This is a genomic window from Ramlibacter sp. PS4R-6 (assembly GCF_037572775.1).
Lineage (GTDB): Bacteria > Pseudomonadota > Gammaproteobacteria > Burkholderiales > Burkholderiaceae_C > Ramlibacter.
Genome location: NZ_JBBHKA010000001.1, coordinates 2530270 through 2556499, shown reverse-complemented (window position 1 = coordinate 2556499; position 26230 = coordinate 2530270). Strand labels below are relative to the sequence as shown.

32 protein-coding genes are annotated in these 26230 nt (G+C 67.8%); 24 read left to right on the top strand and 8 right to left on the bottom strand.

The features are described 5' to 3' along the window. The first annotated feature begins 2 nt into the window (after positions 1-2). The 9 genes from WG903_RS12695 to WG903_RS12655 all read left to right on the top strand — a co-directional run bounded on the left by WG903_RS12695 (position 3) and on the right by WG903_RS12655 (position 7302). Positions 3-740: a class I SAM-dependent methyltransferase gene (locus WG903_RS12695; protein WP_340075858.1), complete on the top strand. Its 738-nt coding sequence runs from the start codon at positions 3-5 to the stop codon at positions 738-740. 39 nt (positions 741-779) lie between these two features. Beyond that, positions 780-1223: a cyanase gene (gene cynS, locus WG903_RS12690; RefSeq protein ID WP_340075856.1), complete on the top strand. Its 444-nt coding sequence runs from the start codon at positions 780-782 to the stop codon at positions 1221-1223. 64 nt (positions 1224-1287) lie between these two features. Continuing rightward, a complete protein-coding gene (locus tag WG903_RS12685; RefSeq protein ID WP_340075854.1) occupies positions 1288-1686 on the top strand; it encodes a DUF3597 domain-containing protein in 399 nt (132 codons plus the stop codon). A 142-nt stretch (positions 1687-1828) separates the two neighbouring features. Further along, entirely contained in the window at positions 1829-2683 is an 855-nt protein-coding gene (locus WG903_RS12680) for an STAS domain-containing protein (RefSeq protein WP_340075852.1), read from the top strand. A gap of 13 nt (positions 2684-2696) precedes the next feature. Beyond that, positions 2697-3071 carry an STAS domain-containing protein gene (locus tag WG903_RS12675; RefSeq protein WP_340075850.1) on the top strand — a complete coding sequence of 125 codons (375 nt, stop codon included), beginning with the start codon at positions 2697-2699 and terminating at the stop codon, positions 3069-3071. Next, positions 3061-3465: an anti-sigma regulatory factor gene (locus WG903_RS12670; RefSeq protein ID WP_340075848.1), complete on the top strand. Its 405-nt coding sequence runs from the start codon at positions 3061-3063 to the stop codon at positions 3463-3465. The genes WG903_RS12675 and WG903_RS12670 overlap by 11 nt, the downstream gene beginning before the upstream one ends. Before the next feature lie 4 nt (positions 3466-3469). Beyond that, positions 3470-4477 (top strand): ATP-binding protein, encoded by a 1008-nt coding sequence (locus tag WG903_RS12665; RefSeq protein ID WP_340075846.1) that lies wholly within the window; start codon positions 3470-3472, stop codon positions 4475-4477. 18 nt (positions 4478-4495) lie between these two features. Then, positions 4496-5335 (top strand): sensor histidine kinase, encoded by an 840-nt coding sequence (locus WG903_RS12660; RefSeq protein WP_340075844.1) that lies wholly within the window; start codon positions 4496-4498, stop codon positions 5333-5335. Continuing rightward, the gene (locus WG903_RS12655) at positions 5332-7302 is read left to right on the top strand and encodes a response regulator (protein WP_340075842.1); all 1971 of its coding nucleotides are present in this window, start codon (positions 5332-5334) and stop codon (positions 7300-7302) included. Before WG903_RS12660 ends, WG903_RS12655 begins: the two co-directional genes overlap by 4 nt. Here the strand turns inward: WG903_RS12655 and WG903_RS12650 are convergent. The 3 genes from WG903_RS12650 to clpS all read right to left on the bottom strand — a co-directional run bounded on the left by WG903_RS12650 (position 7299) and on the right by clpS (position 10650). Further along, entirely contained in the window at positions 7299-7814 is a 516-nt protein-coding gene (locus WG903_RS12650; protein ID WP_340075840.1) for a superoxide dismutase family protein, read from the bottom strand. The genes WG903_RS12655 and WG903_RS12650 overlap by 4 nt on opposite strands. Positions 7815-7899: 85 nt before the next feature. Then, on the bottom strand, positions 7900-10224 hold the full coding sequence (gene clpA / locus WG903_RS12645; RefSeq protein ID WP_340075838.1) for an ATP-dependent Clp protease ATP-binding subunit ClpA: 2325 nt from the start codon (positions 10222-10224) through the stop codon (positions 7900-7902). A gap of 54 nt (positions 10225-10278) precedes the next feature. Then, positions 10279-10650 (bottom strand): ATP-dependent Clp protease adapter ClpS, encoded by a 372-nt coding sequence (clpS, locus tag WG903_RS12640; protein WP_340075836.1) that lies wholly within the window; start codon positions 10648-10650, stop codon positions 10279-10281. A gap of 239 nt (positions 10651-10889) precedes the next feature. Here clpS and WG903_RS12635 point away from each other — a divergent pair, with 239 nt between their 5' ends. Then, on the top strand, positions 10890-11213 hold the full coding sequence (locus WG903_RS12635) for a cold-shock protein (RefSeq protein ID WP_340075834.1): 324 nt from the start codon (positions 10890-10892) through the stop codon (positions 11211-11213). 60 nt (positions 11214-11273) lie between these two features. On the opposite strand, the gene icd is transcribed toward WG903_RS12635, so the two are convergent. Continuing rightward, positions 11274-12530 (bottom strand): NADP-dependent isocitrate dehydrogenase, encoded by a 1257-nt coding sequence (gene icd / locus WG903_RS12630; RefSeq protein ID WP_340075832.1) that lies wholly within the window; start codon positions 12528-12530, stop codon positions 11274-11276. Between the two features lie 151 nt (positions 12531-12681). Here icd and WG903_RS12625 point away from each other — a divergent pair, with 151 nt between their 5' ends. The 3 genes from WG903_RS12625 (at position 12682) to WG903_RS12615 (ending at position 13881) form a co-directional block, all read left to right on the top strand. Then, a complete protein-coding gene (locus WG903_RS12625) occupies positions 12682-13002 on the top strand; it encodes a cell envelope biogenesis protein TolA (protein ID WP_340075830.1) in 321 nt (106 codons plus the stop codon). Positions 13003-13154: 152 nt separating this feature from the next. Further along, positions 13155-13364, top strand: coding sequence for a hypothetical protein (locus WG903_RS12620; protein ID WP_340075828.1), 210 nt, complete (start codon positions 13155-13157; stop codon positions 13362-13364). A gap of 76 nt (positions 13365-13440) precedes the next feature. After that, on the top strand, positions 13441-13881 hold the full coding sequence (locus tag WG903_RS12615; RefSeq protein ID WP_340075826.1) for a DUF192 domain-containing protein: 441 nt from the start codon (positions 13441-13443) through the stop codon (positions 13879-13881). Between the two features lie 49 nt (positions 13882-13930). Here the strand turns inward: WG903_RS12615 and WG903_RS12610 are convergent, their stop codons facing one another. Together WG903_RS12610 and xseA are read right to left on the bottom strand one after the other, a co-directional pair. After that, positions 13931-14512, bottom strand: a complete 582-nt coding sequence (locus WG903_RS12610; RefSeq protein WP_340075824.1) for a superoxide dismutase — start codon at positions 14510-14512, stop codon at positions 13931-13933. Between the two features lie 51 nt (positions 14513-14563). Continuing rightward, entirely contained in the window at positions 14564-15784 is a 1221-nt protein-coding gene (gene xseA, locus WG903_RS12605; RefSeq protein WP_340075822.1) for an exodeoxyribonuclease VII large subunit, read from the bottom strand. A gap of 323 nt (positions 15785-16107) precedes the next feature. On the opposite strand from xseA, the gene WG903_RS12600 reads away from it, so the two are divergent. Genes WG903_RS12600 through adk form a run of 6 tightly spaced genes read left to right on the top strand, consistent with a single transcriptional unit; the run spans position 16108 to position 19749 of the window. Next, entirely contained in the window at positions 16108-16740 is a 633-nt protein-coding gene (locus WG903_RS12600; protein WP_340075820.1) for a MotA/TolQ/ExbB proton channel family protein, read from the top strand. Further along, positions 16737-17162, top strand: a complete 426-nt coding sequence (locus WG903_RS12595; RefSeq protein WP_340075818.1) for an ExbD/TolR family protein — start codon at positions 16737-16739, stop codon at positions 17160-17162. Before WG903_RS12600 ends, WG903_RS12595 begins: the two co-directional genes overlap by 4 nt. A gap of 2 nt (positions 17163-17164) precedes the next feature. Beyond that, the gene (gene lpxK / locus WG903_RS12590) at positions 17165-18106 is read left to right on the top strand and encodes a tetraacyldisaccharide 4'-kinase (RefSeq protein WP_340075816.1); all 942 of its coding nucleotides are present in this window, start codon (positions 17165-17167) and stop codon (positions 18104-18106) included. Next, entirely contained in the window at positions 18087-18293 is a 207-nt protein-coding gene (locus tag WG903_RS12585) for a Trm112 family protein (RefSeq protein WP_340075814.1), read from the top strand. Before lpxK ends, WG903_RS12585 begins: the two co-directional genes overlap by 20 nt. Continuing rightward, the gene (gene kdsB / locus WG903_RS12580) at positions 18293-19045 is read left to right on the top strand and encodes a 3-deoxy-manno-octulosonate cytidylyltransferase (protein WP_340075812.1); all 753 of its coding nucleotides are present in this window, start codon (positions 18293-18295) and stop codon (positions 19043-19045) included. Before WG903_RS12585 ends, kdsB begins: the two co-directional genes overlap by 1 nt. A gap of 47 nt (positions 19046-19092) precedes the next feature. After that, positions 19093-19749: an adenylate kinase gene (adk, locus tag WG903_RS12575; RefSeq protein ID WP_340075810.1), complete on the top strand. Its 657-nt coding sequence runs from the start codon at positions 19093-19095 to the stop codon at positions 19747-19749. Here the strand turns inward: adk and WG903_RS12570 are convergent. Continuing rightward, positions 19738-20649, bottom strand: coding sequence for an asparaginase (locus tag WG903_RS12570; protein WP_340075808.1), 912 nt, complete (start codon positions 20647-20649; stop codon positions 19738-19740). The two genes, adk and WG903_RS12570, sit on opposite strands and share 12 nt — an antisense overlap. Before the next feature lie 64 nt (positions 20650-20713). Here WG903_RS12570 and lexA point away from each other — a divergent pair, with 64 nt between their 5' ends. Further along, positions 20714-21385, top strand: a complete 672-nt coding sequence (gene lexA / locus WG903_RS12565) for a transcriptional repressor LexA (protein ID WP_340075806.1) — start codon at positions 20714-20716, stop codon at positions 21383-21385. A gap of 199 nt (positions 21386-21584) precedes the next feature. Further along, a complete protein-coding gene (locus WG903_RS12560) occupies positions 21585-21770 on the top strand; it encodes a hypothetical protein (RefSeq protein WP_340075804.1) in 186 nt (61 codons plus the stop codon). Here WG903_RS12560 and WG903_RS12555 read toward each other — a convergent pair. Then, positions 21767-22282, bottom strand: coding sequence for a DUF1993 domain-containing protein (locus tag WG903_RS12555; protein WP_340075802.1), 516 nt, complete (start codon positions 22280-22282; stop codon positions 21767-21769). The two genes, WG903_RS12560 and WG903_RS12555, sit on opposite strands and share 4 nt — an antisense overlap. A 102-nt stretch (positions 22283-22384) precedes the next feature. Between WG903_RS12555 and WG903_RS12550 the strand changes: the two genes are divergently transcribed. The 3 genes from WG903_RS12550 (at position 22385) to WG903_RS12540 (ending at position 26230) form a co-directional block, all read left to right on the top strand. Next, positions 22385-23392 carry a D-2-hydroxyacid dehydrogenase family protein gene (locus WG903_RS12550; protein WP_340075800.1) on the top strand — a complete coding sequence of 336 codons (1008 nt, stop codon included), beginning with the start codon at positions 22385-22387 and terminating at the stop codon, positions 23390-23392. A 119-nt stretch (positions 23393-23511) separates the two neighbouring features. Continuing rightward, on the top strand, positions 23512-24702 hold the full coding sequence (locus WG903_RS12545) for an MFS transporter (RefSeq protein ID WP_340075798.1): 1191 nt from the start codon (positions 23512-23514) through the stop codon (positions 24700-24702). A 7-nt stretch (positions 24703-24709) separates the two neighbouring features. Continuing rightward, a complete protein-coding gene (locus WG903_RS12540) occupies positions 24710-26230 on the top strand; it encodes a 3-hydroxyacyl-CoA dehydrogenase (protein ID WP_340075796.1) in 1521 nt (506 codons plus the stop codon).

Below are 26230 nucleotides of genomic sequence, written 5' to 3'. Positions count from 1 at the left end.
CGATGAAGACCGTGTTGCTGGTTTCCGCGCTGCTGCTCACCGCGTGCGCAAGCGCCCCGCCGGGTTTGTCGCGCGACCAGGCGGCCGCGATCGTGGCGAGCAGCGACCGCACGGCCGCCGACCGCAAGAACGACGAGCGGCGCAAGCCCACCGAGCTGCTGGCCTTCATCGCCCCGCGCAAAGGCATGACCGCCCTTGACGTGAGTGCATCGGGCGGCTACACGACGGAGCTGGTCGCGCGCGCCGTCGGGCCCACCGGCAAGGTGATCGGGCAGTCGCTGGTGCCCGCCGCCGGGCCGCAGGCGCCGCCGCCCCCGGCCTTCGTCGAGCGCACCAAGAACCCGCAGCTGGCGCATATGCAGTACGTGCGCCGGCCATTCGAGGACCCGGTGCCGCCGGAGCTCAAGGGCAAGCTGGACCTGGTGACCTTCATGTTCAATTACCACGACATGGGGCACCTGAAGGTGGACCGCGACAAGTTGAACCGCTCGGTCTTCGAGGGGCTCAAGCCCGGCGGCATCTTCATCGTCGCCGATCACTCGGGCCGCGCCGGCACGGGCATCAGCGAGTCCGGCACGCTGCACCGCGTGGAAGAAGCCTTCGTGGTGAAGGAAGTCGAAGCCGCCGGCTTCAAGCTGGCCGCCCGCGGCGACTTCCTGCGCAACCCGCAGGACCCGCGCGACCAGGCCGAGCCGGCGCACCCCAAGGACGAATTCGTCCTCAAGTTCGTCAAGCCGTAGCGGCACGGGTGTTGCTTCTTCCCTGGCGAAGGAGCAACCATGAACCGCAACGACGTCACCGAAAAAATCATCGCCGCGAAGGTCTCGCGCGGCATCAGCTGGGCTTCCGTCGCCCAGAAGGTCGGGCAGTCCAAGGAATGGACCACCGCCCTGTGCCTCGGCCAGATGACCGCCAACAAGGAGCAGGCCGGCGCGATCGCCGAAGTCTTCGGGCTGAGCGGCGAAGAGGCGAAATGGCTCACCGTGGTGCCTTACAAGGGCTCGCTCCCCACGGCGGTGCCTACCGACCCGCTGATCTACCGCTGGTACGAGCTCGTGAACGTGTACGGCACCACCATCAAGGAACTCATCCACGAAGAGTTCGGCGACGGCATCATGAGCGCCATCGACTTCTCCATGGACATCACGCGCGAGCCCCATCCCAAGGGCGATCGCGTGCACGTCGTGCTGTCGGGTAAGTTCCTGCCCTACAAGACGTACTGACTGGGACTACGCCGGGCCCGCGCGGCCCGGCCTAAGGTGGTGATCAACCAACAAGGAGATCACCATGAGCGTCCTGGGCAACCTGTTCAACCGCATCTTCCACCGCAACCAGCCGGGTGCGGCCACGACGACGGCGCAGACGGCGCCCGCCGGCAGCGGCGCGGCCCCGCAACCGCAAGCCGGCGCCGCCGCGGCGACGACCGAGCGCGTCGACATCGAGAAGGTGCTGAACGAGATGGCCGAGAAGAACCCGCAGAAGCTGAACTGGCGCACCTCCATCGTCGACCTGATGAAGCTCGTGGGCATGGACAGCTCGCTGGCCGAGCGCAAGCAGCTCGCGGACGAACTGGGCTACACCGGCGACAAGAACGACAGCGCCTCGATGAACATCTGGCTGCACAAGCAGGTGATGAAGAAGATGTCCGAGAACGGCGGCAAGGTGCCGGCCGATTTGCTGGACTGACCGCTTAGCGCCTCGTTTCCGCAGCAACGACTGCTTTCGACGCACAGGGCCTGGGGCTTCGTCCTACAGGTCCTGCTCTGCCTCGTGCCTACAATGAATCGCTTCCTCGCGCTGCAACGGCGCGACTCACACCAAGGACCGAATGAGCCAGGAAACGGAAGCAATCCACTCCCTTTTGCAGCAAGACGAAGCAGGCGTGCTGCAGGGCTGGCTCGATGAAGCGGGAACAGGACACGACGGGACGCAGCGCGCCAATCAGCAGGAGGCGCGCGAAATCCTCCATGCCATGAAGGCCGCCCTGGCGGGCAACGCCGACACCGAACAGTTCCAGGGCCCCGCGTGGGCGGGCCTGCGGGACGTGCTGTCCTCCATCTCGCGATCGCGCGCGGCGCAGGGCAAGACGGCCGGGGACACCAGCGTGTTCATCCTGGCGGTCAAGCGGCCCATCTTCACGCTGATCCAGAAGCGGCTGGCCTCCAGCCCGCAGGTGCAGGTGTCGGCGCTGTGGGCCCTGTCGTCGCTGGTCGACCAGATGGCGCAGTGGACGGTGAACACCTACCAGCAGTCGCGCGAGGACATCATCAAGCGCCAGCAGGAAGAACTGCTGGAGCTGTCGACCCCCGTGATCAAGCTGTGGGACGGCGTGCTGGCCGTGCCGATGATCGGCACGCTCGACTCGGCGCGCACGCAGGTCGTCATGGAGGCGCTGCTGCAGCGCATCGTGGACACCGGCTCGCAGCTGGCGATCATCGACATCACCGGCGTGCCCACCGTGGACACGCTGGTGGCGCAGCATTTGCTGAAGACCGTCAGCGCCATCCGCCTCATGGGCGCGGACTGCATCATCAGCGGCATCCGCCCGCAGATCGCGCAGACGATCGTGCACCTGGGCATCGACCTGCAGGGCATCGCCTCGAAGGCGACGCTGGCCGACGCGCTGGCGCTCGCACTGGAACGCAACGGTTTCCGCGTGACCAACGAGCCCCTCGCCGCTTGACCGGCGGCCGCGCATGAACCGCATCCCCATTCTGCAGATGGGCAGCTTCCTGCTCGTCACCATCCAGGTGGACATGCAGGACCAGACGGCCCTGGCCCTGCAGGACGACCTGGCGACCAAGATCTCGAACTCGGGCGCCAAGGGCGTGCTGATCGACATCTCGGCGCTGGAGATCGTCGACTCCTTCGTCGGCCGCATGCTGGCGTCGATCTCGGGCATCGCCCGCATCCTGGACGCGGCCACGGTCGTCGTCGGCATGCAGCCGGCGGTGGCCATCACGCTGGTCGAACTCGGCCTTTCCCTGGAAGGCGTGCGCACCGCGCTGAACGTCGAACGCGGCATGGAACTGCTGCGCCCGGCGCGGCGAGGGAGCGCGCATGGCCGTTGACATCGAAGGCACGCTGCCGATCCGCAGCGAGGAAGACATCGTCGCCACCCGCCAGGCGGTGCGGCAGATCACGCAGCAGCTGAAGTTCTCGCTGGTCGACCAGACCAAGATGATCACGGCGGCCAGCGAGCTGTCGCGCAACACGCTCGTGCACGGCCGCGGCGGCCACATGCGCTGGGAGCTGCTGGAGCAGGGCCTCAAGCGCGGGCTGCGGCTGCACTTCGAGGACCAGGGCCCCGGCATCGCCGACCTGAAGATGGCGATGACCGACGGCTACACCAGCGGCGGCGGCATGGGCCTGGGCCTGCCCGGCAGCAAGCGCCTGGTGCACGAGTTCGACCTGGACTCCGCGCCCGGCGAAGGCACCCGCGTGCGCATCACGCGCTGGAAGTAGCCGCGTGGCCTTCATCGCAGGACGCACGCACGCGGTCTTCCCGATCGCCGACGCCAGCCGCGTCGGCGAAGCGCGCCGCCATGCCGCATCGCTCGCCGCCCGCTGCGGCTTTGACGAAACACTCGCGGGCCGGCTGGCGATCGTCGTGACGGAACTGGGCACCAACCTGTTTCGCCACGCGCAGGACGGCCGCATGCTGCTGGCGGCGTCGGGCGACGAGGTGGAGGTGATCGCCATCGACCGCGGCCCCGGCATCGCCGACGTGCGCCGCAGCGTCGCCGACGGCTTTTCCACCGGCGGCACGCCCGGCACCGGGCTGGGCGCGGTCAAGCGCCTGTCCACCGATTTCGATCTGCACTCCGTGCCGGGCGAAGGCACGCTGATCGTCGCCCGCCTGCGCGTAGGCGCGAAGCCTCCCGCGCACGACGAGCCCCTGTGCATCGCCGGCATCGCCACGTGCGCGCCGGGCGAATTCGTGTGCGGAGACTCGTGGGCCGCGCGGACCGAGGGCGACCGCGCCACCGTGATCCTGGCCGACGGCCTGGGCCACGGCGAAGCGGCCGCGGAAGCCTCGCGCGATGCGGTGGAAGTGTTCCGCACCGGGCTGCCGGCCAGCCCGCGCTCGCTGCTGGAGCAGGCGCACGTCGCGCTTCGCACCACGCGCGGCGCCGCGGTGGCGATCTTCCACGCCGACCGCGCCGCCGGCAAGTTCAACTACGCGGGCGCCGGCAACGTCGTCTCGCGCGCCGTGTCGGGCACGTCCGACCGCACGCTGCTCACGCAGCACGGCACGGCGGGCCTGCAGATGCGCCGACCCGAGGAGGCCACCGCGGACTGGCCGCCGCACGCCGTGCTGGTGATGCACAGCGACGGCATCGAGGCGCGCTGGACCCCGCAGCGCATCGTCCCGCTGCTTGGGCGCGACCCCGCGCTGATTGCCGCCGTGTTGATGCGCGACCACTGCCGGGGCCGCGACGATGCGACGGTCGTGGTCGTGGCCGCCCGAAAGTAGGTGCCCGTGAGCGATCCCATGACCCTCCTCGAAACCGCCCAGCGCGACCTGGTGTCACTGCGCTCGGAACTCGACGAGACGAACCGCGGCGTGCTGGCGCTGTACGCCGAGCTGGACATGCAGGCCGAGCAGCTGAAGCAGGCGACCGAGCTGAAGAGCCGCTTCCTCGCCTACATGAGCCACGAGTTCCGCACGCCCATCGGCTCGATCCGCAGCATCGTGCGCCTGCTGCTGGACCGCGTGGACGGGCCGCTCACCGGCGAGCAGGAAAAGCAGGTGCAGTTCATCGAGCAGAACGCGCGCGAGTTCGCCGAGATGGTGGACGACCTGCTGGACCTGGCGAAGGTCGAGGCCGGCCGGGTGGAGATCTCGCCGGCGTGGTTCGAGATGGTGGACCTGTTCTCGGCGCTGCGCGGCATGTTCAAGCCCGTGCTGACCAACCCGGACGTGCACCTGGTCTTCGAGGAACCGCCGCAGGACATCCCGCGCCTGTACACCGACGACCGCAAGCTGTCGCAGATCCTGCGCAACTTCATCTCGAACGCGCTGAAGTTCACGCGCAACGGCGAGGTGCGCGTGACGGCGCTGCCCGACGGCGCCGGCCACGTGACCTTCCGCGTCAGCGACACCGGCATCGGCATCGCGCCGGAGTACCAGAACACCTTGTTCGAGGACTTCAAGCAGGTGCACGAGAACTCGGCGCTGCAGCGCAAGCTGAAGGGCACCGGGCTGGGGCTGTCGCTCAGCCGGCGCCTGGCCCACCTGCTCGGCGGCGACGTCGGCCTGGAGAGCGAGCTGGGCAAGGGCTCGGTGTTCCGCGTGACCATCCCCGTGCAGCTGCCGCCCGCGAACCCATGAACGACACGGACGTCATCAACGTCACCGTCGACCGGGGCCAGCACACGGTGCTGGTGGTCGACGACAACGACGCCACGCGCTATTCGACGGCGCGGGTGCTCAAGGCCGCCGGCTTCCGGACCGACGAGGCCGCGAACGGCACCGAAGCCATCGCGAAGTCGGCCAGCGGCGTGTCGGCGATCGTGCTGGACGTGAACCTGCCCGACATGGACGGCTTCCACGTGTGCCGCGTGATCCGCGCGCGGCCAGAGACCGAACACATTCCCGTCATCCACCTGTCCGCGACGCACGTGGCCAGCGAGGACCGCATCACGGGCCTGAACGCCGGCGCCGACGCCTACCTCGTGCACCCGGCCGAGCCCGCGGTGGTGGTGGCGACGATCCAGGCGCTGATCCGCGCACGCACGGCCGAGGAAGGCCTGCGCCGCAGCGAGCACCGCTTCCGCGCGATCTACGACCATGCGCAAAGCGGCATCGCGCTGCTGGACGTGCACGGCGGGTTCGCCGATGCCAACGGCGCCATGCTGCGCCTGCTGGGGCGGCCCCTGAAAGATGTCGTCGGCCGGCCGCTCGCGTCGTTCGCCGCGCCCGGGTTCGAAGCCTCGTTCCCCGCGCACGAAGCGAGCCACGTCGAAATGCCGGTGCAGCACCCCGACGGGCGCATCGCCTTCCTCGACTGGACGATCTCCGCGCCCATCGGCGAGGGGCTTCGGATCGCCACCGCGTCGGACCTGTCCGAGCGGCACGAACTGGAGCAGCGCCGGCGCGAAGTGCTGGAGCGCGAGCAGGCCGCGCGCGCCGCGGCCGAACAGCACAGCCGCACCAAGGACGATTTCATCGCCGTGCTGTCGCACGAGCTGCGCACGCCGCTGAACTCCATCGTGGGCTGGGTCGCCATCCTGCAAAGGCGCGACCCCACGCCCGAGGCGCTGAAGGGCCTGGCCGCGATCGAGCGCAACGTGAAGGCGCAGGCGCGCATCATCTCCGACATCCTGGACGTCTCGCGCATCAACTCGGGCAAGCTGCGCCTGGAGCGCGAGCGCGTGGACCCGGCGGAGGTGGTGACCAACGCGCTCACCGCGCTGCAGAAGGACATCGACGACCGGTCGATCCACGTCGACGTGGACTTCGACTGCGGCAACGACCCGGCATGGATGGACCCGAACCGCTTCGAGCAGATCGTCTGGAACCTGATGACCAACGCGGTGAAGTTCTCGCCGGCGGGCAGCCGCGTCGACGTGCGCCTGCGCCGCGAGCGCGACACCCTGCAGCTGGTGGTGCGCGACTTCGGGCAGGGCGTGGCGGCGGAGTTCCTGCCGCGCCTGTTCGACCGCTTCTCGCAAAGCGATTCGCCGGGCAACCGCCACCACGGCGGGCTCGGGCTGGGCTTGTCCATCGTCAAGCACCTGGCCGACCTGCACGGCGGCCGCGTATCGGCGTTCAGCGCCGGGCCGGGCACGGGCGCGACGATGCAGGTGGACCTGCCCGTGTTCGGCTCCGCTTTCAGCGCCGAGCGCCCGCCCGATTCGGAGCTGGACGACCGCAGCCCCGACGAGCTGCAGGCGCGCCCGCTCGAGAACCTGGACATCCTCGTGGTCGAGGACGACGCCGGCGCGGCCGAGATGCTGTGCGTGGTGCTCGCCGACCGCGGCGCGACCGTGCGCAGCGCGCGCGACTACGACACCGCGCTCGAGGCACTGGGGGCTTCATGGCCCGACGCGCTGGTGAGCGACATCGGGCTGCCCGGTCGCGACGGCTACGAACTGATCCGCGCCGTGAACGCGATGGCGCGCCAGAGCGGGCGGCGGCTGCCCGCCGTGGCGCTGACGGCCTTCGCGCGGCCCGAGGACCGCTCGCGGGCGATCGACGCGGGCTTCGACCTGCACGTCGCGAAGCCGCTCAAGCCGCACGCGCTGGTGAGCGCGCTGCTGTCGGTCACGCCGTCGCGGCGCAAGCCGGCCGCTTAAGCCTTCGTGATCACAGCGCACGCGATGCGTGCGCCGGAATTGCCCGTCGGCTGCGTCTTGTAGTCGTCGGGGTCGCGGTGCACGATGAGCCCCCTGCCCACGACGTCGTTCGCAGCGCCGCTGCCCACAGCAATCGTCGCGCTTTCGTACTTGAAGCTCGCGACGCCGTTCGCATCCGATTTCAACGACATGAGGTCGCCCGCGTGATGCGGCGCGTGGCCATGCTCGCCGTGCGGCTTGCCGTCGGGATTGAAGTGGCCGCCGGTGGTCATGCCGTCGGCGCCGGAACAATCACCCTTCTCGTGCACGTGGAAGCCGTGCAGCGCGTTGGGCTTGAGCCCGCGCACTTCACCGCTGACTAGCACCTTGCCGCCGGACTGCGCGAAGGTGACCGTGCCGCTCGCGGTGTTGCCCGCGGTGGGCTGCAGGCGAGCGGTGGCGCTGGGGCCGGAATGCATCGAGGCGCAGCCTGCGACAAGCAGAAGCGCGGACAGTTTCATCAAGCGGGTCATCAGCGTCTCCTTTTATTTGCCGCGACTCTAGCGCCTAAATGAAGAAGCCGCCCGGAGGCGGCTTCACAACTGACACGGGGCTTACTCAGTTGCCCCCGCCCTCGGACACTTCCTCGGGTTCGGGCTTGGCCTTGCCCTCCTTCTTGGGCAGCGGCTGGATGTCCAGCAGCACTTCGTCCTTGTCGTCCAGGTCCACCGTGAGGCGGCCGCCTTCGGTGAGCTTGCCGAACAGGAGTTCGTCGGCCAGCGCCCGGCGGATCGTGTCCTGGATCAGGCGCTGCATCGGGCGCGCGCCCATCAGCGGATCGAAGCCCTTCTTGGCCAGGTACTTGCGCAGCTTGTCGGTGAAGGTCACTTCCACCTTCTTCTCGGCCAGCTGCTGCTCCAGCTGCAGCAGGAACTTGTCGACCACGCGCAGGATGACCTGCTCGTCGAGCGACTTGAAGCTCACCGTCGCGTCGAGGCGGTTGCGGAACTCCGGCGTGAACAGGCGCTTGATGTCCGCCATCTCGTCACCCTGCTCGCGCGAGTTGGTGAAGCCGATGGTCGACTTGTTCAGCGACTCGGCCCCCGCGTTCGTCGTCATGATGATGATGATGTTGCGGAAGTCGGCCTTGCGCCCGTTGTTGTCGGTCAGCGTGCCGTGGTCCATCACCTGCAGCAGCACGTTGAAGATGTCCGGGTGCGCCTTCTCGATCTCGTCGAGCAGCAGCACCGCGTGCGGCTTCTTCGTGATGGCCTCGGTAAGCAGGCCGCCCTGGTCGAAGCCCACGTAGCCCGGGGGCGCGCCAATCAGGCGGCTCACGGCATGGCGTTCCATGTACTCCGACATGTCGAAGCGGATCAGCTCGATGCCCATGATGTAGGCGAGCTGCTTGGCGGCTTCGGTCTTGCCGACGCCCGTGGGGCCGGAGAACAGGAACGAGCCGATCGGCTTGTCGCCCTTGCCCAGGCCCGAGCGCGCCATCTTGACGGCGGACGCCAGCACCTCGAGCGCCTTGTCCTGGCCGAACACGACGGCCTTCAGGTCGCGCTCGATGTTCTGCAGCTTGCCGCGGTCGTCGCTGGACACGTTGGCCGGCGGGATGCGCGCGATCTTGGCCACGATCTCCTCGACTTCCGCCTTGGAGATGGTCTTCTTGCGCTTGGTCACCGGCAGGATGCGCTGCGCCGCGCCGGCCTCGTCGATCACGTCGATGGCCTTGTCGGGCAGGTGCCTGTCGTTGATGTACTTCGCGCTCAGTTCCGCAGCCGCTTGCAGTGCGTTGGCCGCGTACTTGACGCTGTGGTGCTCCTCGAAGCGGCTCTTCAGCCCCTTGAGGATCTCGATCGTCTCGGCCACGGTCGGCTCGACCACGTCGACCTTCTGGAAGCGGCGCGACAGCGCCGCGTCCTTCTCGAAGATGCCGCGGTATTCCGTGAACGTGGTGGCGCCGATGCACTTGAGCGTGCCTTGCGACAGCGCCGGCTTGAGCAGGTTGCTCGCGTCCAGCGTGCCGCCCGAAGCGGCGCCGGCGCCGATCAGCGTGTGGATCTCGTCGATGAAGAGGATCGCGTTGGGCTTGTCCTTGAGCGACTTCAGCACGCCCTTCAGGCGCTGCTCGAAATCGCCGCGGTACTTGGTGCCCGCCAGCAGCGCGCCCATGTCGAGCGAATACACGGTGGACTCGGCCAGGATTTCCGGCACGTCCTTCTGCGTGATGCGCCAGGCCAGGCCTTCGGCGATGGCCGTCTTGCCCACGCCGGCCTCACCCACCAAGAGCGGGTTGTTCTTGCGGCGGCGGCACAGGATCTGGATGACGCGCTCGACCTCGTACTCGCGGCCGATCAGCGGATCGATCTTGCCGTCCTTGGCCGACTGGTTGAGGTTTTGCGTGAACTGCTCCAGCGGCGAAGCCTTCTCGCTCTTCTCGCCGCCCTCTTCGCTTTCGCCGCCCGTGGACTCGCCACCCTTCGTGGGCTCCGGCGGGTCGCTCTTCTTGATGCCGTGGGCGATGTAGTTCACCACGTCCAGGCGCGTCACGCCCTGCTGGTGCAGGTAGTAGACGGCGTGCGAGTCCTTCTCGCCGAAGATCGCCACGAGCACGTTGGCGCCCGTCACTTCCTTCTTGCCGTTGCCCGTGCTCTGCACGTGCATGATGGCGCGCTGGATCACGCGCTGGAAACCCAGCGTGGGTTGCGTGTCGACATCGTCGGTGCCGGCCACCTGCGGGGTGTTGTCCTTGATGAAGTTGGACAGCGACTTGCGCAGGTCGTCGATGTTGGCCGAACAGGCGCGCAGCACTTCCGCCGCGCTGGGGTTGTCCAGCAAGGCCAGCAGGAGATGCTCCACGGTGATGAATTCGTGGCGCTGTTGCCGCGCTTCCACGAACGCCATGTGCAGGCTGACTTCCAGTTCCTGGGCGATCATTTGAATTCCTTCTGCCTTGGTTTCTCGAATACTGTAGATCGGTTCGACCGGCCTTTATTCAACCGGTTCACTCAAACACTGAAGCGGGTGGCCCGCTTGGCGCGCGGCCTCCTGCACCTGTTCCACCTTGGTGTTGGCGATGTCGCGCGGGTAGACACCGCAGATGCCTTTCCCGTCCAGGTGGATCTTGAGCATGATCTGGGTGGCCGTTTCGCGGTCCTTGTGGAAGAACTCCTGGATCACGACCACCACGAATTCCATCGGGGTGTAGTCGTCATTGAGCATGACGACCTGGTACATCTGGGGGGGCTTGGTGCGCTGGGTGCGCCTCTCGAGCACGACCGAACCGCCGTCGTCGCTCTTCGGCCGGACCACGGGGGGCGCCGGCACGGGAGGTTCGGGGGGTTGGGTCGCCATCAAATTCATTCTAGCCAGCGGCACTTCGCACCGCAGCCTGCCAGTGAATTGGTGGCACCAGCGCGACATTCAAGCGGCAACTCGCAGTGTCATTTTCCGCGGGCGCATTTGACCGCCGCAACGGCCCGGCCGGGCCACCCCGAACCGGCCCGTCGTCCCCGAAACTTTAGTATGTGAAATCATTGACAGCCGAGCGCTTAACCGTGAAACTTCGCACGGTCAAGAGGGGCATTCTGAAGGAAGAAGAAATGGCGACAGGCACTGTCAAATGGTTCAATGATGCAAAGGGGTTCGGCTTCATCGAACCCGACGGCGGCGGTGCGGACGTGTTCGCGCATTTCTCGGCCATCGCGATGGATGGTTTCAAGACGCTGAAGCAAGGCGCACGCGTCAATTTCGAGATCACGCAAGGCCCCAAGGGCCAGCTCGCGCAGAACATCCACGCCGAGCCGGGCACCGGCGAGGTCAAGCCCATCACCACGCAACCCTCCGCCGACCGGCAGCCGCGCCACTCCAAGGTGCGCGCGCCGCAGTTCCATGCTTCCGGGCATGGGGACCTGTCGCAGAAGTAAGCAGCCTGCCCCGACAAGAAAAAAGCCGCCCGAGGGCGGCTTTTTTCATGCGCTCACGCGTCACATGTTCTCGATCATCACCTGCCCGAACCCCGAGCAGCTCACCTGCGTCGCGCCTTCCATCAGGCGCGCAAAGTCGTACGTGACCTTCTTCGACAGGATCGCTTTTTCGAGCGAGCTGATGATCAGGTCGGCGGCCTTGGTCCAGCCCATGTGGCGCAGCATCATCTCGGCCGAGAGGATTTCGGAACCGGGGTTCACGTAGTCCTTGCCGGCGTACTTGGGCGCCGTGCCGTGCGTGGCTTCGAACATCGCGACCGAGTCGCTCAGGTTCGCGCCGGGCGCGATGCCGATGCCGCCCACTTGCGCGGCAAGCGCGTCGGAAACGTAGTCGCCGTTGAGGTTCAGCGTCGCGACGACGCTGTACTCCGCCGGGCGCAGCAGGATCTGCTGCAGGAACGCGTCGGCGATCGAGTCCTTGATGACGATGTCCTTGCCCGTCCTCGGGTTCTTGAACTTGCACCACGGGCCGCCGTCGATCTCGACCGCGCCGAATTCCTTCTTCGCGAGCGCGTAACCCCAGTCACGGAAGCCGCCTTCCGTGTACTTCATGATGTTGCCCTTGTGCACGAGCGTGACGCTGGGCTTGTCGTTGTCGATCGCGTACTGGATCGCCTTGCGCACCAGGCGCTCGGTGCCCTCGATCGACACGGGCTTGATGCCGATGCCCGACGTCTCGGGGAAGCGGATCTTCTTGACGCCCAGCTCGTTCATCAGGAACTTGATGACCTTCTGCGCCTTCTCGCTCTTGGCTTCCCACTCGATGCCGGCGTAGATGTCTTCCGAGTTCTCGCGGAAGATGACCATGTTGGTCTTCTCGGGCTCCTTCAGCGGCGAGGGCACGCCGGCGAAATACTGGATGGGGCGCAGGCAGACGTACAGGTCCAGCTCCTGGCGCAGGGCCACGTTCAGCGAGCGGATGCCGCCGCCCACCGGCGTGGTCAGCGGGCCCTTGATCGATACTACGTACTCGCGCACGGCGGCGAGCGTCTCCTCGGGCAGCCACACGTCGGGGCCGTACACCTTGGTCGATTTCTCGCCGGCGTAGACCTCCATCCAGTGGATCTTCTTGCTGCCGCCGTAGGCCTTGGCCACCGCGGCATCGACCACCTTGAGCATGACGGGCGTGATGTCCATGCCGGTGCCGTCGCCCTCGATGTAGGGAATGATCGGCTGGTCGGGGACGTTCAGCGAGAAGTCCTTGTTGACGGTGATCTTCTGGCCCTGCGAGGGGACCTTGATGTGCTGGTATGCCATGTGGGGGGTTGTCTCCGGGTAAACCATGGGATTCTAGTCCTGAAAAACCTACGCCTTCCTGTCAACGGATGAGCAGCAAGCGGCGTTTCCGGGGGGTTGCCCATAGGAACGGGCAGCAATTTTTCGAAAACCATCCCTGGAAGGACTCCAAATGAACAAGCTGCTCGCCGCCCTCGTGGCCACCCTCTTCGCCGGCGCCACGTTCGCCGCTTCGCACGCCGGCGCCCCCATGGCCGCCGCCTCCGGCGCCAAGCCGGCTGCTTCCGCCGCCAAGCCGGCCGCCTCCGGCGCCAAGGCTGCCGCGTCCGCCGAGAAGAAGGCCGAGACGAAGGCCGACAAGAAGGCCGCCAAGGCCGAGAAGAAGGCTGCGAAGGCCGAAGCCAAGGCCGAGAAGGCCAAGACCGAAGCCAAGGAAGCCAAGGCCGAAGCGAAGGCCGAGAAGAAGGCCGACGCCGCTTCCGCCAAGAAGTAAATCGGGTTTCCCGATCGTGATGAACGCCGCCTGCGGGCGGCGTTTTTCATGGCGTGTCAACCAGCTCTTCCAGCGCGGCGTTGTTCATGCACCTTCCGCCAGTTGGGAGGGTTTTCGAAAAAATCATCCGCATCCCTGAAAGGACCTGAGAAATGAACAAGCTGCTCGCGACCCTCGTCGCCACCCTGTTTGCCGGCGCCGTGTTCGCGCAAGCAACCCCCGCCACGCCGGCCACCCCGGCGACGCCCGCGAAGCCCGCCGCTTCCGCCGCCGCCGACAAGCCGGCCGCGAAGGCCGAGAAGAAGGCCACCAAGAAGGCCACCAAGAAGGCTCCGAAGGCCAAGAAGGCTGCTTCGTCGTAATCCGGCCTCGCCCGCAGTAACGAATGCCCGCCCTGCGCGGGCATTCGCGTTTCAGGGATCACGCCACAATCACGCCATGAAGTCGCTCGCCACCGCCCTCGCCTCGCTGGCCTTCGCTGCCGCAGCCCTGGCCCAGGACCGCCCGCAGATGGACCTGCCGCGCGTGAAGCTGGCCGCCGGCATGCACCAGATCGACGCACAGGTCGCCGCGGACCTGAACACGCGCATGGTCGGCCTGATGTTCCGCAAGGAGATGCCGCAGCACGAGGGCATGCTGTTCGTCTTCGACCAGCCGTCGGTGCAGTGCTTCTGGATGCGCAACACGCTGCTGCCGCTCAGCGCCGCGTTCATCGCCGACGACGGCACGATCGTGAACGTCGAGGACATGAAGCCGCTCACCGAGGAGTCGCACTGCTCGAAGAAGCCGGTGCGCTACGTGCTCGAGATGAACCAGGGCTGGTTCGCGAAGAAGGGGATCAAGCCCGGCGCGAAACTCTCCGGCCCCCCGTTCCATTAAAGGACAAGGCCCGCAAGTGCGGGCCTCGTTTTGTGTTGGAGCGGAGCAGTTACCCGAAATTCTTCGCCGCGAAATCCCAGTTCGCCAGCTTGTCGACGAAGGTCTCGACGAACTTCGGGCGCAGGTTGCGGTAGTCGATGTAGTACGCGTGCTCCCACACGTCGACGGTGAGCAGCGCCTTGTCCGCGGTGGTCAGCGGCGTGCCGGCCGCGCCCGTGTTCACGATGTCGACGGTGCCGTCGGGCTTCTTCACCAGCCAGGTCCAGCCCGAGCCGAAGTTGCCCACGGCCGACTTCACGAAGGCTTCGCGGAACGCCGCGTAGCTGCCCCACTTCTTGTTGATCGCGTCGGCCAGCGCGCCCTTGGGCTCGCCGCCGCCCTGCGGCTTCATGCAGTTCCAGAAGAACGTGTGGTTCCACACCTGCGCCGAGTTGTTGTAGATGCCGCCGGAGGATTTCTTGATGATCTCCTCGAGCGTCATGTTCTCGAACTCGGTGCCCTTCTGCAGGTTGTTCAGGTTCACGACGTAGGCGTTGTGGTGCTTGTCGTGGTGGTATTCGAGCGTTTCGCGCGAGTAGTGCGGCGCGAGCGCGTCGTAGTCGTACGGCAGCGGGGGCAGCGTGTGTTCCATGGTTCCTCTTGTTCGTGGGGTGTACGTGAAGCGCCGATTCTAGGGAGGAAATCACGCCTTGGCGCGCACGGTGAGAGCAACCTCGCCGTCGGCGAGGGTTGCGCTCACCGCCTGCCCCGGATGAGTTTGCTTCGCGCTCGTGATCGGTGCGCCGCCCTCGTCGCGCAGCAGCGCATAGCCGCGCTCGAGCACGAGCTTGGGGTCGAGCAGTTCCAGCCGCTGCTCCGTCAGCTCCAGGCCGTTGAGTTCGCGGTGCAGCCGCGAACGCAGCGCGAAATGCAGGCGGTGGGCATGGCGCCCGAGCGCCAGGTGTTGCTCCGACAGGCGTGCCAGCGGCCGGCCCAGGCGCGATGCGACATGGTCCAGCCGCTGCTGCGCCGAGTCGATGCGCCGCTGCACGCTGCGCTGGAGCACGGCGGCGCTGCCGCCCAGCTGGTCCAGCCACTCCTGCCGCGCCCGTGAAGCAAGTTCGGCCGCGGCCGTCGGCGTGGGCGCGCGCACGTCGGCGCAGAAGTCGGCGATGGTGAAGTCGGTCTCGTGGCCCACGCCGCACACCAGCGGCACGGGGCTGCGCACGATGGTGCGGGCCAGGCGCTCGTCGTTGAAGGCCCACAGGTCCTCGATCGAGCCGCCGCCGCGCACGAGCAGGATCACGTCGATCTCGCCGCGTTCGGCGCGCTGGTACAGGGCTTCGAGTGCATCGACCAGCTCGGCGGGCGCGCCGCTGCCCTGGACCGCGGCGGGCGCGAACACCACCGGCACATGGCAGGCGCGACGCCTGAGCGCGGTCACCACGTCGTGCAAGGCCGCGGCCTGGGGCGACGTCACGAGGCCGATCCCGCGCGGGAACACGGTCAGCTCGCGCTTGCGGCCCTCGTCGAACAGCCCTTCGGCCTCGAGCTGGGCCTTCAGCCGCAGGAACTGCTCGAACAAGGCGCCCTGCCCCGCGCGGCGCATCGTTTCCACGATCAACTGCAGGTCGCCGCGCTGTTCGTAGACGCCCAGGCGCCCCCACACCTCGACCAGCTCGCCGTCGCGCGGGGCGAAGTCCATCATCGACGCCGCGCGGCGGAACATCGCGCAGCGAATCTGCGCCTGCGAATCCTTCAGCGAGAAGTACAGATGCCCGCTGGACGGGCGCGACAGGCCCGAAACCTCGCCTCGGACCGCGACGGGATTGAAGCGGGACTCCAGGGAATCAGCAACGGCGCGGCACAGCGGGCCGACTTGCCAGATTCGCGGCGCCAATACTGGGTTCGGGTTGTCGGACATCGGAAAAATCGAGGCGTGGCGCGGGTTTGCCGGGCTTCAGTTAGTCCACAGATGCACGGACGCGGGCCGCGCGATGCAGCGAACGCCGCCAAACGCGCATTTTGTCGAGCAAGCCCTTGATTTCATTCGGGATTTCCGTGCCCGTTTTGTCATCGATCTGTCATGTCGAAGCATTGACGCGGGTTTGCGCGGGCCGGGAGCAGGGTTCTCAACAAAGTTGTCCACAACTTCTGTGGGTCGTGTCCTACTTGCTCCTACAGCTTGCCTCCATAATCGCGCGCACCAACAGGCAGTACACGCATTTCGCGCGGAGATCCGTCCCCTTGTTTTCGATCATACAAGCCGCAGGCTGGCCGATCTGGCCGCTCATTGCCTGCTCCATCCTCGCGCTGGCCCTCGTCATCGAACGGTTCATGAGCCTCAAGACCAGCAAGGTGGCGCCGCCGCAACTGCTGGACGAAGCGCTGGCCGTCTCGCGCAGTTCGGTGCCCACGCCGGACGTCGTCAAGCAGCTGGAACAGAACTCGGCGCTGGGCGAAGTGCTGGCCAGCGGGTTTCGCGCGCTCAACTCCAACCCGCGCTGCTCCGAGATGGACCTGCGCGCCAGCATGGAGGCCACGGGCCGCGCGGTGGCGCACCGGCTGGAGCGCTACCTGAGCGCGCTGGCCACCATCGCCTCGGCCGCGCCGCTGCTGGGGCTGCTGGGCACCGTGATCGGCATGATCGAAATCTTCGGTTCGCAGTCGCCCGCGGGCGGTGCCACCGGCGGCAACCCGGCGCAGCTCGCGCACGGCATCTCGGTGGCCCTGTACAACACCGCGTTCGGCCTGATCGTGGCGATCCCGTCGCTGATCTTCTGGCGCTACTTCCGCGTGCGCGTCGACGACTACCTGCTCACGCTGGAGCTCGCGGCCGAGCGCTTCGCCCGCCACCTGGTGTCGCTGAGGGGCCGATGAACTTCCGCCCGCGCCAGAAAGAGGAACCGGAGATCAACCTGATCCCGTTCATCGACGTGCTGCTGGTGATCCTGATCTTCCTGATGCTGACCACCACGTACAGCAAGTTCACCGAGGTGCAGCTGCGCCTGCCGGTGGCCGACACCGACGTGCAGCGCGACTACCCCAAGGAGATCATCGTCACGGTGACGAACGACGGGCGCTACACCGTCAAGGGCAACACGGTGCTGGGCCGCAACGTCGAGGCCGTGGCGCAGGCGCTGTCGGAGACGCAGCCGCAGAAGGACAGCGTCATCATCATCACGGCCGACGCCGCGGCGCCGCACCAGGCGGTGATCACGGTGATGGAGGCCGCGCGCCGCGTCGGCTTGAGCCAGATCACCTTCGCCACGCAGAACTCGGCGCACGCCGGGACGCGCTGACCATGCGCGAGGCGCTGCAGCGGGCCTGGCTGCATCGCGGGGCGCTGGCGTGGCTGCTCTTGCCCTTGTCGCTCGTGTTCGGGCTCGTCGCGGCGCTGCGGCGCGCGACGGCAGCCCCGCAGCGCGTCGGCGTGCCGGTGGTCGTGGTCGGCAACGTCATCGCCGGCGGGTCCGGCAAGACGCCGGTCGTGCAGACGGTCGTGCGCCACCTGAAAGCGCGGGGATTGAAAGTCGGGGTCGTTTCGCGCGGCTACGGCCGGCGCACGAGCGACTGCCGCGAAGTGACGGCACAGAGCGAAGCAGCAGACGTGGGCGACGAGCCGCTGCTCATCGCGCGCAGCTGCGGCGTGCCGGTGTTCGTCGCGGCCAAGCGCGTCGAGGCGGCGCAAGCGCTGTTGCGGGCGCATCCCGGCACGCAGGTCATCGTGAGCGACGACGGGCTGCAGCACCACGCGCTGGCGCGCGACATCGAGATCTGCGTGTTCGACGAGCGCGGCACCGGCAACGGCTGGCTGCTGCCGGCCGGGCCGCTGCGCGAACCGTGGCCGCGCCGGGTGGATTTCGTCATCGGCCATGGCGGCCTCGCCGTGTTGCGGCAGCTGGCCACGGAAGCCGTGCGCGCGGACGGCTCGCACACGCCGCTGGCGCGGCTGCAGGACGTCACGGCCGTCGCCGGCATCGCCAAGCCGCAGGCGTTCTTCGACATGCTCACGGCCGCGGGTGTCGGTGTGACGCGAACCATCGCCCTGCCCGACCACCACGATTTCGCCGCGCCGCCCGACGTGCGCGGCACGCTCGTCTGCACCGAGAAGGACGCCGTGAAGCTGTGGCGCACGCGGCCCGACGCATGGGCGGTGCCGCTGCAGGTCGAGCTCGACCCGGCGTTCTGGACAGCGTTCGATGCAAAGCTATCATCGACGCTCGATGGACCACAAACTGCTTGAGCTGCTCGTGTGCCCGGTGACCAAGGGCCACCTGGACTACAACCGCGAGCGCCAGGAGCTCATCTCGCGCAGCGCGCGGCTGGCCTACCCCATCCGCGACGGCATCCCGATCCTGCTGGAGCAGGAGGCGCGCACGCTCAGCGACGACGAGCTCGAGAAGCTGCCGCCGCGCACCCCGCTGGTCTGATGGGCTTCACGGTCCTCGTCCCCGCGCGGCTCGCGTCCACCCGCCTGCCGAACAAGCCGCTCGCCGACATCGCGGGCCTGCCTATGATCGTGCGCGTCGCGCAGCGCGCCGCGCAGTCAACGGCGCAGCGCGTGGTGGTCGCGGCGGACCATGCCTCGATCGTCGATGCGTGCAAGGCCAACGGCGTCGAAGCGGTGCTGACGCGCGAGGACCATGCCTCGGGCAGCGACCGGCTGGCGCAGGCCTGCGAGATCCTCGGGCTCGACGGCGACGCCGCCGTGGTCAACGTCCAGGGCGACGAGCCGCTGATCGATCCCTCGCTCATCGACGCCGTCGCGGCGCTCCTCGACGAACGCCGCGAGGCGCAGATGTCCACGGCGGCGCATGCGATCCACGACGCGGCCGACCTCACCAACACCAACGTCGTGAAGGTCGTGCTCGATGCGCGCGGCCTGGCGCTGTATTTCAGCCGCGCGCTCATCCCATGGTCGCGCGACGCGTTCGCCAACGGTGTGCGCGCCGTGCCGCCGATGCCGGTGCTGCGCCACGTGGGCATCTATGGGTACCGCGCGGCATTCCTGCGCCAATTCCCGAAGATGCCGCAGGCGCCCATCGAAACCGCGGAGGCACTGGAACAGTTGCGGGCGCTGTGGCATGGCCACCGCATCGCCGTGCACGTGACCGAAACGCCGCCCGGCGTGGGCGTCGACACACCCGCCGATCTGGAGCGAGTCAGAGCCCTTTTCGCGTAAGCCACGCGAAGGGTCGCATGCTATTCTCTGCACCGAAAGAGGGAACCATGAGACTCATCCTGTTGGGCGCGCCCGGTGCCGGCAAGGGCACGCAGGCGACGTTCATCTGCCAGAAATTCGGCATCCCCCAGATCTCCACCGGGGACATGCTGCGCGCGGCCGTCAAGGCCGGCACGCCGCTCGGGCTGGCAGCCAAGAAGGTGATGGACTCCGGCGCGCTGGTCAGCGACGACATCATCATCGGCCTGGTCAAGGAGCGCCTCGCGCAGCCCGATTGCGCCAAGGGCTTCCTCTTCGACGGTTTCCCCCGCACCATCCCGCAGGCCGAGGCGATGAAGAACGCCGGCGTGAAGCTCGATTACGTGCTGGAGATCGACGTGCCCTTCGACGCGATCGTGGAGCGCATGAGCGGCCGCCGCTCGCACCCCGCCTCGGGCCGCACGTACCACGTCAAGTTCAACCCGCCGAAGGTCGAAGGCAAGGACGACGTCACGGGCGAGCCGCTCGTGCAGCGTGACGACGACAAGGAAGAAACGGTCACGAAGCGCCTGCAGGTCTATTCGGACCAGACACGGCCGCTCGTCGACTACTACGCCAACTGGGCGAAGGCCGACCCGAAGAACGCGCCGCGCTACCGCGCCATCAGCGGCATGGGCAGCGTCGAAGAGATCACGCAGCGCGTGTTCGCCGCGCTAGCCGCCTAGCAGCAGCAGGATCCGCGCCTTCACGGGCGAGAGGTTCGTCGACGGCAGCTCGTCGCCGGGCTGCGCGATGACGCCACCTTCCGCGCAGCGGCTCGCCCTCAGCACCTTCACGCCCTGCTTCTGCGCATCCAGCAGCGCCGGCATGAGCTCGCGATGGACCGTCCCGTTGCCGGTGGTCGCGACGACGATGCCTTGCACGCCACTGCGCACGAGGGCGTCGACGTGGTCGCGCGAGGCCCCGGCGTGGCTGAAGACGATCTCGACGCGCTGCAAAGGCACGGGCGCCGTGCGCGTGTACAGGATCCAGTCGCCGGGCCAGTTGCGCACGAGGCGAACCTCGCCCTCCTCGACGTAGCCGATAGGCCCCGCGTCACCCGAGCTGAAAGGATCGAGCCGGTAGTGGTGGACCTTCATGACGTCGCGCGAATCGTGGATCACGCCCGCGCACACGACGACCACGCCGCAGGCCTCTTCCTGCGTCGCCACGGCCACGGCATCGACGATGTTCTGCGGCCCGTCGGGGCTGAGCGACGTCGCCGGCCGCATCGCGCAGGTCAGCACCACGGGCTTCTGCGGTGAGAGCACTTCCTGGAGGTAGAAGGCGGTCTCCTCGATCGTGTCGGTGCCGTGCGTGATCACGATGCCGGCGACTTCCTCGCGGCCGAGGTGGTGCTTGCAGCGGTCCTCGAGCTTGTCCCAGACGCCGCGCGTCATGTCCTTGCTGTCCACCTGCGCGACCTGCTCCGTCTCGATCGGCACCCCCCTCAGCAGCGGGATCGCCCCCACCAGGTCCGCGATCCCCACCTGCGCCGCCGTGTAGCCGACGTTGTCGCCCGGCCTGCTGGAAGTGCCCGCCAGGGTGCCGCCTGTCCCCAAAACAACGATCTTTCGTTGAGCCACTTGCGTTTTCCGTGTCAGCTGGTTAAAAATACAGGTACTGGATATGAAAACAGGAGCAGAAGCTGTGGACCAACCCAAGCTCACGCCGCGCCAGCAACAGATTCTGGACCTGATCCAGAGCGCCATCGCACGCACGGGCGCTCCACCCACTCGCGCCGAGATCGCCGCGGAGCTCGGCTTCAAGTCCGCCAACGCGGCCGAGGAGCACTTGCAGGCCCTCGCGCGCAAGGGCGTGATCGAACTCGTCAGCGGCACCTCGCGCGGCATCCGCCTGCGCAGCGAGGCGCTGCGGCAGATCAACGAGTCGCGCATCAAGCAGTTCTCGCTGCCCCTGCAGAACCTCGCGCAGCTGGCCCTGCCGCTGGTCGGCCGCGTGGCCGCGGGCTCGCCCATCCTGGCGCAGGAACACATCGACCAGACCTACTACGTCGAGAGCACGCTGTTCCAGCGCCGGCCCGACTACCTGCTGAAGGTGCGCGGCATGTCCATGCGCGACGCCGGCATCATGGACGGCGACCTGCTTGCCGTGCAGTCCACCAAGGAAGCCAAGAACGGCCAGATCGTCGTCGCCCGCCTGGGCGACGAGGTCACGGTCAAGCGCTTCCGCCGCAACAAGCACCTGATCGAGCTGCATGCGGAGAACCCGGACTACCCGACCATCGTGGTCGAGCCCGGCGAACCGTTCGAGATCGAAGGCCTCGCCGTCGGCCTGATCCGCAACACGATGCTCATGTAGCCGTCGTCATTCGTCCGCGCGCCGCAGGTGGCAGGCGTGTCCCGTCCCGGGACTACCCTGCGGCAAGGCCGGATCCCCCGTAGCAATCCTGCCGTGTGATTCTTCGAAGGAGTCCCACGTGGCCGCTGCTTTGTTTTCTTCGCTCGTTTCCATTGCCCGCTCGCTGTTGCCCCGCCGGGAGTGCAACGCGTTGCCCACCATGCATTCCCTGAGGGTGCGCGGCGGGCAGCGCGGCGGCGTTCCCGGCGGCTCTTTTTGCGAAGCGCGGCGCGCGCCCACGCTGCGCGTGGTCCGTGACACGGGTCGCATCGTGATCTCCGGCCGCATGGCCGACGTGTGCGCGGAGCTGGACCGCCTGGCCGCGCTGGAGAGCGCGGGCGCCTAGCCGGCGCTGCCCACCAGGAAGTCGCGCTTGCCCAGCTCCACGCCGTTGTGGCGCAGGATCGCGTAGGCGGTCGTGATGTGGAAGAACATGTTGGGCATGGACCAGGTCGTGAGGTACGCCTGCGCCTTCATGGTCCGCGACGAGTCGCGCCCCACCGGGAAAGTGACGTCCTTGTCCTCGGTGCCATCGAGCTGGTCGGGGCGCACGGAGGCCAGGAAGTCCAGCGTCTTCTGGATGCGCGCCTTCAGCTCGGGAAAGCTCGCCTCGTTGTCGTCGAACTTGGGCGCCTCGATGCCCGCCACGCGCGCCACGCCGTTCTTGCAGGCGTCGCACGCGATCTGGATCTGCTTGGTGAAAGGCAGCATGTCCGGCGCCAGCCGGTAGTTGAGCAGGTTCGCGGGGTCGAACTTCTTCGCCTCGGCGTGCGCCGCCGCCTTGTCGAGGAGGTGGGACAGGTTGCCCAGCATGTGCTTCATCACGGGGACGCTCGCGGCGTACATCGACATCGTCATTTCCTTGCTCCTCGTTATGTAACGATCCGAAAGCGCGGATGCTAAGCCTTCGCCGGATTTCCTGCAGGCGGCGGGCCCCCGCACGCAAGGCACAATCCGGGGATGAACATCGTGATCCTCGACGATTACCAGGACGCCGTGCGCAAGCTCAAGTGCGCGTCCCGGCTCGAAGACTATCCGGCGAAGGTCTACACGAACACGGTCAAGGGGATCGGCCAGCTGTCGGTGCGCCTGCGCGACGCCGACGTCATCGTGCTCATTCGCGAGCGCACCCACATCACCCGCCAGCTGCTCGAAAAGCTGCCCCGCCTGCGCCTGATCGCGCAGACCGGGCGCGTCGGCGCGCACATCGACCTGCAGGCCTGCACCGAGCGCGGCATCGCCGTGGCCGAAGGCGTGGGCTCGCCGATCGCGCCGGCCGAGCTCACGTGGGCGCTGATCATGGCGGCGATGCGCCGGCTGCCGCAGTACATCGGCAACCTGAAGCACGGCGCGTGGCAGCAATCGGGCATGAAGGCGGCGTCGATGCCCGCGAACTTCGGCCTGGGCCTGGTGCTGCGCGGGCGCACGCTGGGCATCTGGGGCTACGGCAAGATCGGCCAGCTGGTGGCCGGCTACGGCAAGGCCTTCGGCATGCGCGTGCTGGTGTTCGGCAGCCAGTCGTCGCGCGAGCGCGCGGTGGCCGACGGCCTGCAGGCCGCCGCTTCGCGCGAGGAGCTGTTCCAGGAAAGCGACGTCCTGAGCGTGCACCTGCGCCTGTCGGACGAGACGGCGGGCATCGTCACGCTTGAGGACCTGGGCCGGATGAAGCCCACGGCCCTGTTCGTGAACACCTCGCGTGCGGAGCTGGTCGAGACCGACGCCCTCATCGCGGGCCTGAACCGCGGCCGCCCCGGCATGGCCGCCATCGACGTCTTCGAGAGCGAGCCGATCCTGCAAGGCCACGCGCTGCTGCGGCTGGAGAACTGCATCTGCACGCCGCACATCGGCTACGTGGAGCTGGACAGCTATGAGCTTTACTTCGGCGCGGCTTTCGACAACGTGGTCAACTTCATCAAGGGCACGCCCACGAACATCGTGAACCCCGGCGCCTTGCAGGTCCGGCGTTAACGGCCATGGACCGGTTGGATGCGCCACGCGCATGCGACCGATTCCAATTCATCGTTTGTACGGGGCGCGGGCGGCCCGTATATTGATTCTCCCCAAGAATGCCAAACGGAGAAGAACCGATGCTGTCCCAAGCCCAGGCCGTGGCCGCAGCGCCGCAGGCCGAACGCCTGCCCGCCGTCCTCTGGCCCCTTCTGTTCGGCAACTTCGTCATCGGCAGCGGCGTCATGGTGGTGCCCGGTGCGCTGAACGACATCCAGGCCAACCTCGACATCTCGATCGCCACCGCGGGCCAATTGATTTCCGCCGGCGCGCTGCTCATGTGCCTGGGCGCGCCCCTGTTCGCAGCCTTCGTCGCGGGCTGGGACCGCCGCCGGCTCCTCGCGCTGTCGATGGCCTGGTACGGCATCTTCCACCTGGCCTGCATCGCGGCCACCAGTTTCGCGGCCCTTCTGCCGCTGCGCGTGGTTGCGCTGATTGCCCCTGCCATCTTCACGCCCCAGGCCGCGGCCTGCGTGGGCTTGCTGGTGCCGCCCGAACAGCGCGGCAAGGCCATCACCTTCGTCTTCCTCGGCTGGTCGGTGGCCTCGGTGCTGGGCCTGCCCATCGCGGCCTACGTCGGCGAGACGCTCGGCTGGCGCAGCGCCTTCTCGCTGGTGGCGCTCATGAGTTTCGTGAGCGCGCTGTGGGTGTGGCGCAGCATGCCCGACGGCGTCAAGCCGCCGGCCCTGTCGCTGGGCGCGTGGAAGGAAACCTTCCGTTCCGGCGCGCTGATGCTCACGGTGCTGGTCACCGTGCTCTATGCCGCGGGCCAGTTCGTGCTGTTCTCGTACATGGCGCCGTACTACAAGGCGAAGATCGGCATGACGCCGGGCCAGATCGGGCTGCTCTTCATGTGGTTCGGCGCCTTCGGCTTCATCGGCAACGTGCTGATGACGCGCCACATCGACCGCCTCGGCGCGCCGCGCGCGATCATGATCGCCATCGCGGGCATGGCCGCCAGCCTGCTGCTGTGGCCGCTGGGCACGACCATCGCGCTGGTCGCCCTCATCATCATCCCCTGGGCGCTGGGCTGCTTCTCGTCCAACTCGGCGCAGCAGGCGCGGCTGGTGGGCATCGCGCCGCCGCTGGCGTCGGCATCGATCTCCCTGAACAGCTCCGCGATGTATGCGGGCCAGGCCATCGGCGCCGCCGCGGGCGGCTGGATGATCGCGCAGGGCCGCATGGACTCGCTGCACTGGGTGGGCTTCGTGATCCTGCTCGCTTCCATGGCCGTCAGCTGGTGGGCGACGACCTTCTCGCACGGCCGATAATGGCCGGATGTCCCTGACGTTTTCGAAAGTCGGCGTCGTCGGCGCCGGTGCAATGGGCCGCGGCATCGCGCAGATCGCGGCGCAGGCCGGCAGCACCGTCCTCCTGTACGACACGCAGCCGCAGGCCGTCGACAAGGCCATCGCCGAGGTGTCGTCGCAATGGGCCCGCCTGCAGGAAAAGGGCCGCATGGACGACGCGCAGGTGCGCGCGTGCCGCGATCGGCTGAAGCCCGCCGGCGCCCTTGCCGACCTGGCCGGCTGCGAGCTCGTCGTCGAGGCGATCGTCGAGCGCCTCGACGTCAAGAAGCCGCTCTTCGCCGAGCTCGAAGGCGTCGTCGGCGAAACCGCGATCCTCGCGACCAACACCTCGTCGCTCTCCGTGACCGCCATCGCCGCGGGCTGCAAGCGCCCGCAGCGCGTCGCCGGCTACCACTTCTTCAACCCGGTGCCGCTGATGAAGGTGGTCGAGGTCATCGCGGGCCTGAAGACCGACGCCGAGGTGTGCGCGCGGCTCGCGTCGTATGCGCGCGAGATGGGCCATACGCCCGTGCAGGCGCAGGACACGCCCGGGTTCATCGTCAACCACGCCGGCCGGGCCTACGGCACCGAGGCGCTGCGCCTCGTGAGCGAAGGCGTCGCCGATTTCGCCACCGTCGACCGCATCCTCAAGGACCAGGTGGGCTTCAAGCTCGGGCCCTTCGAGCTGCTGGACCTCACGGCGCTCGACGTGTCGCACCCGGTGATGGAGTCCATCTACCGCCAGTACTACGACGAGCCGCGCTACCGGCCGAACGTCATCACGGCGCAGCGGCTCGCGGGGGGCGTGGTCGGGCGCAAGTCGGGTGAAGGCTTCTTCCGCTACGTCGACGGCAAGGCGCAGCTGCCGCCCGAGCCGGCCGTTCCGCAGGTCGAGGACATCCCCCCGGTGTGGGTCTCCACGCGTGCCGCGCGGCGCGCCGAGCTGTTCCAGCTGCTCAAGGAACTGGGCGCGAAGATAGAAACCGGCCAGTCGCCCTCGCTGAACGCGCTGACCCTGGTCGCACCGCTGGGCTTCGACATCACGACGGTGGCCGTGGTCGAGCGGCTCGATCCGGCGCGCACCATCGGCATCGACCTGCTGGTCGACGACGCGGCGACGAAGCGCCGCGTGCTCGCGACCAACCCCGCCACGCGCACCGACATGCGCGACGCGGCGCACGCCCTCTTCGCCCGCGACGGCAAGGCCGTCAGCGTGATCCGCGACTCGGGCGGTTTCGTCACGCAGCGCGTGGTGGCGGCCATCGTGAACATCGCCTCCGACATCTGCCAGCAGCGCATCTGCACGCCGAAGGACCTCGAGACCGCCGTGACGCTGGGCCTGGCCTACCCCCTGGGCCCGCTCGCCATGGGCGATCGCTGGGGCCCCGCGAACATCCTCGAGGTGCTGTTCAACATGCAGACCGTCTATGGCGACCCGCGCTACCGCCCCAGCCCGTGGCTGCGCAGGCGCGGCGCCATCGGCCTGTCGCTGATGCACGAGGAGGAGTAG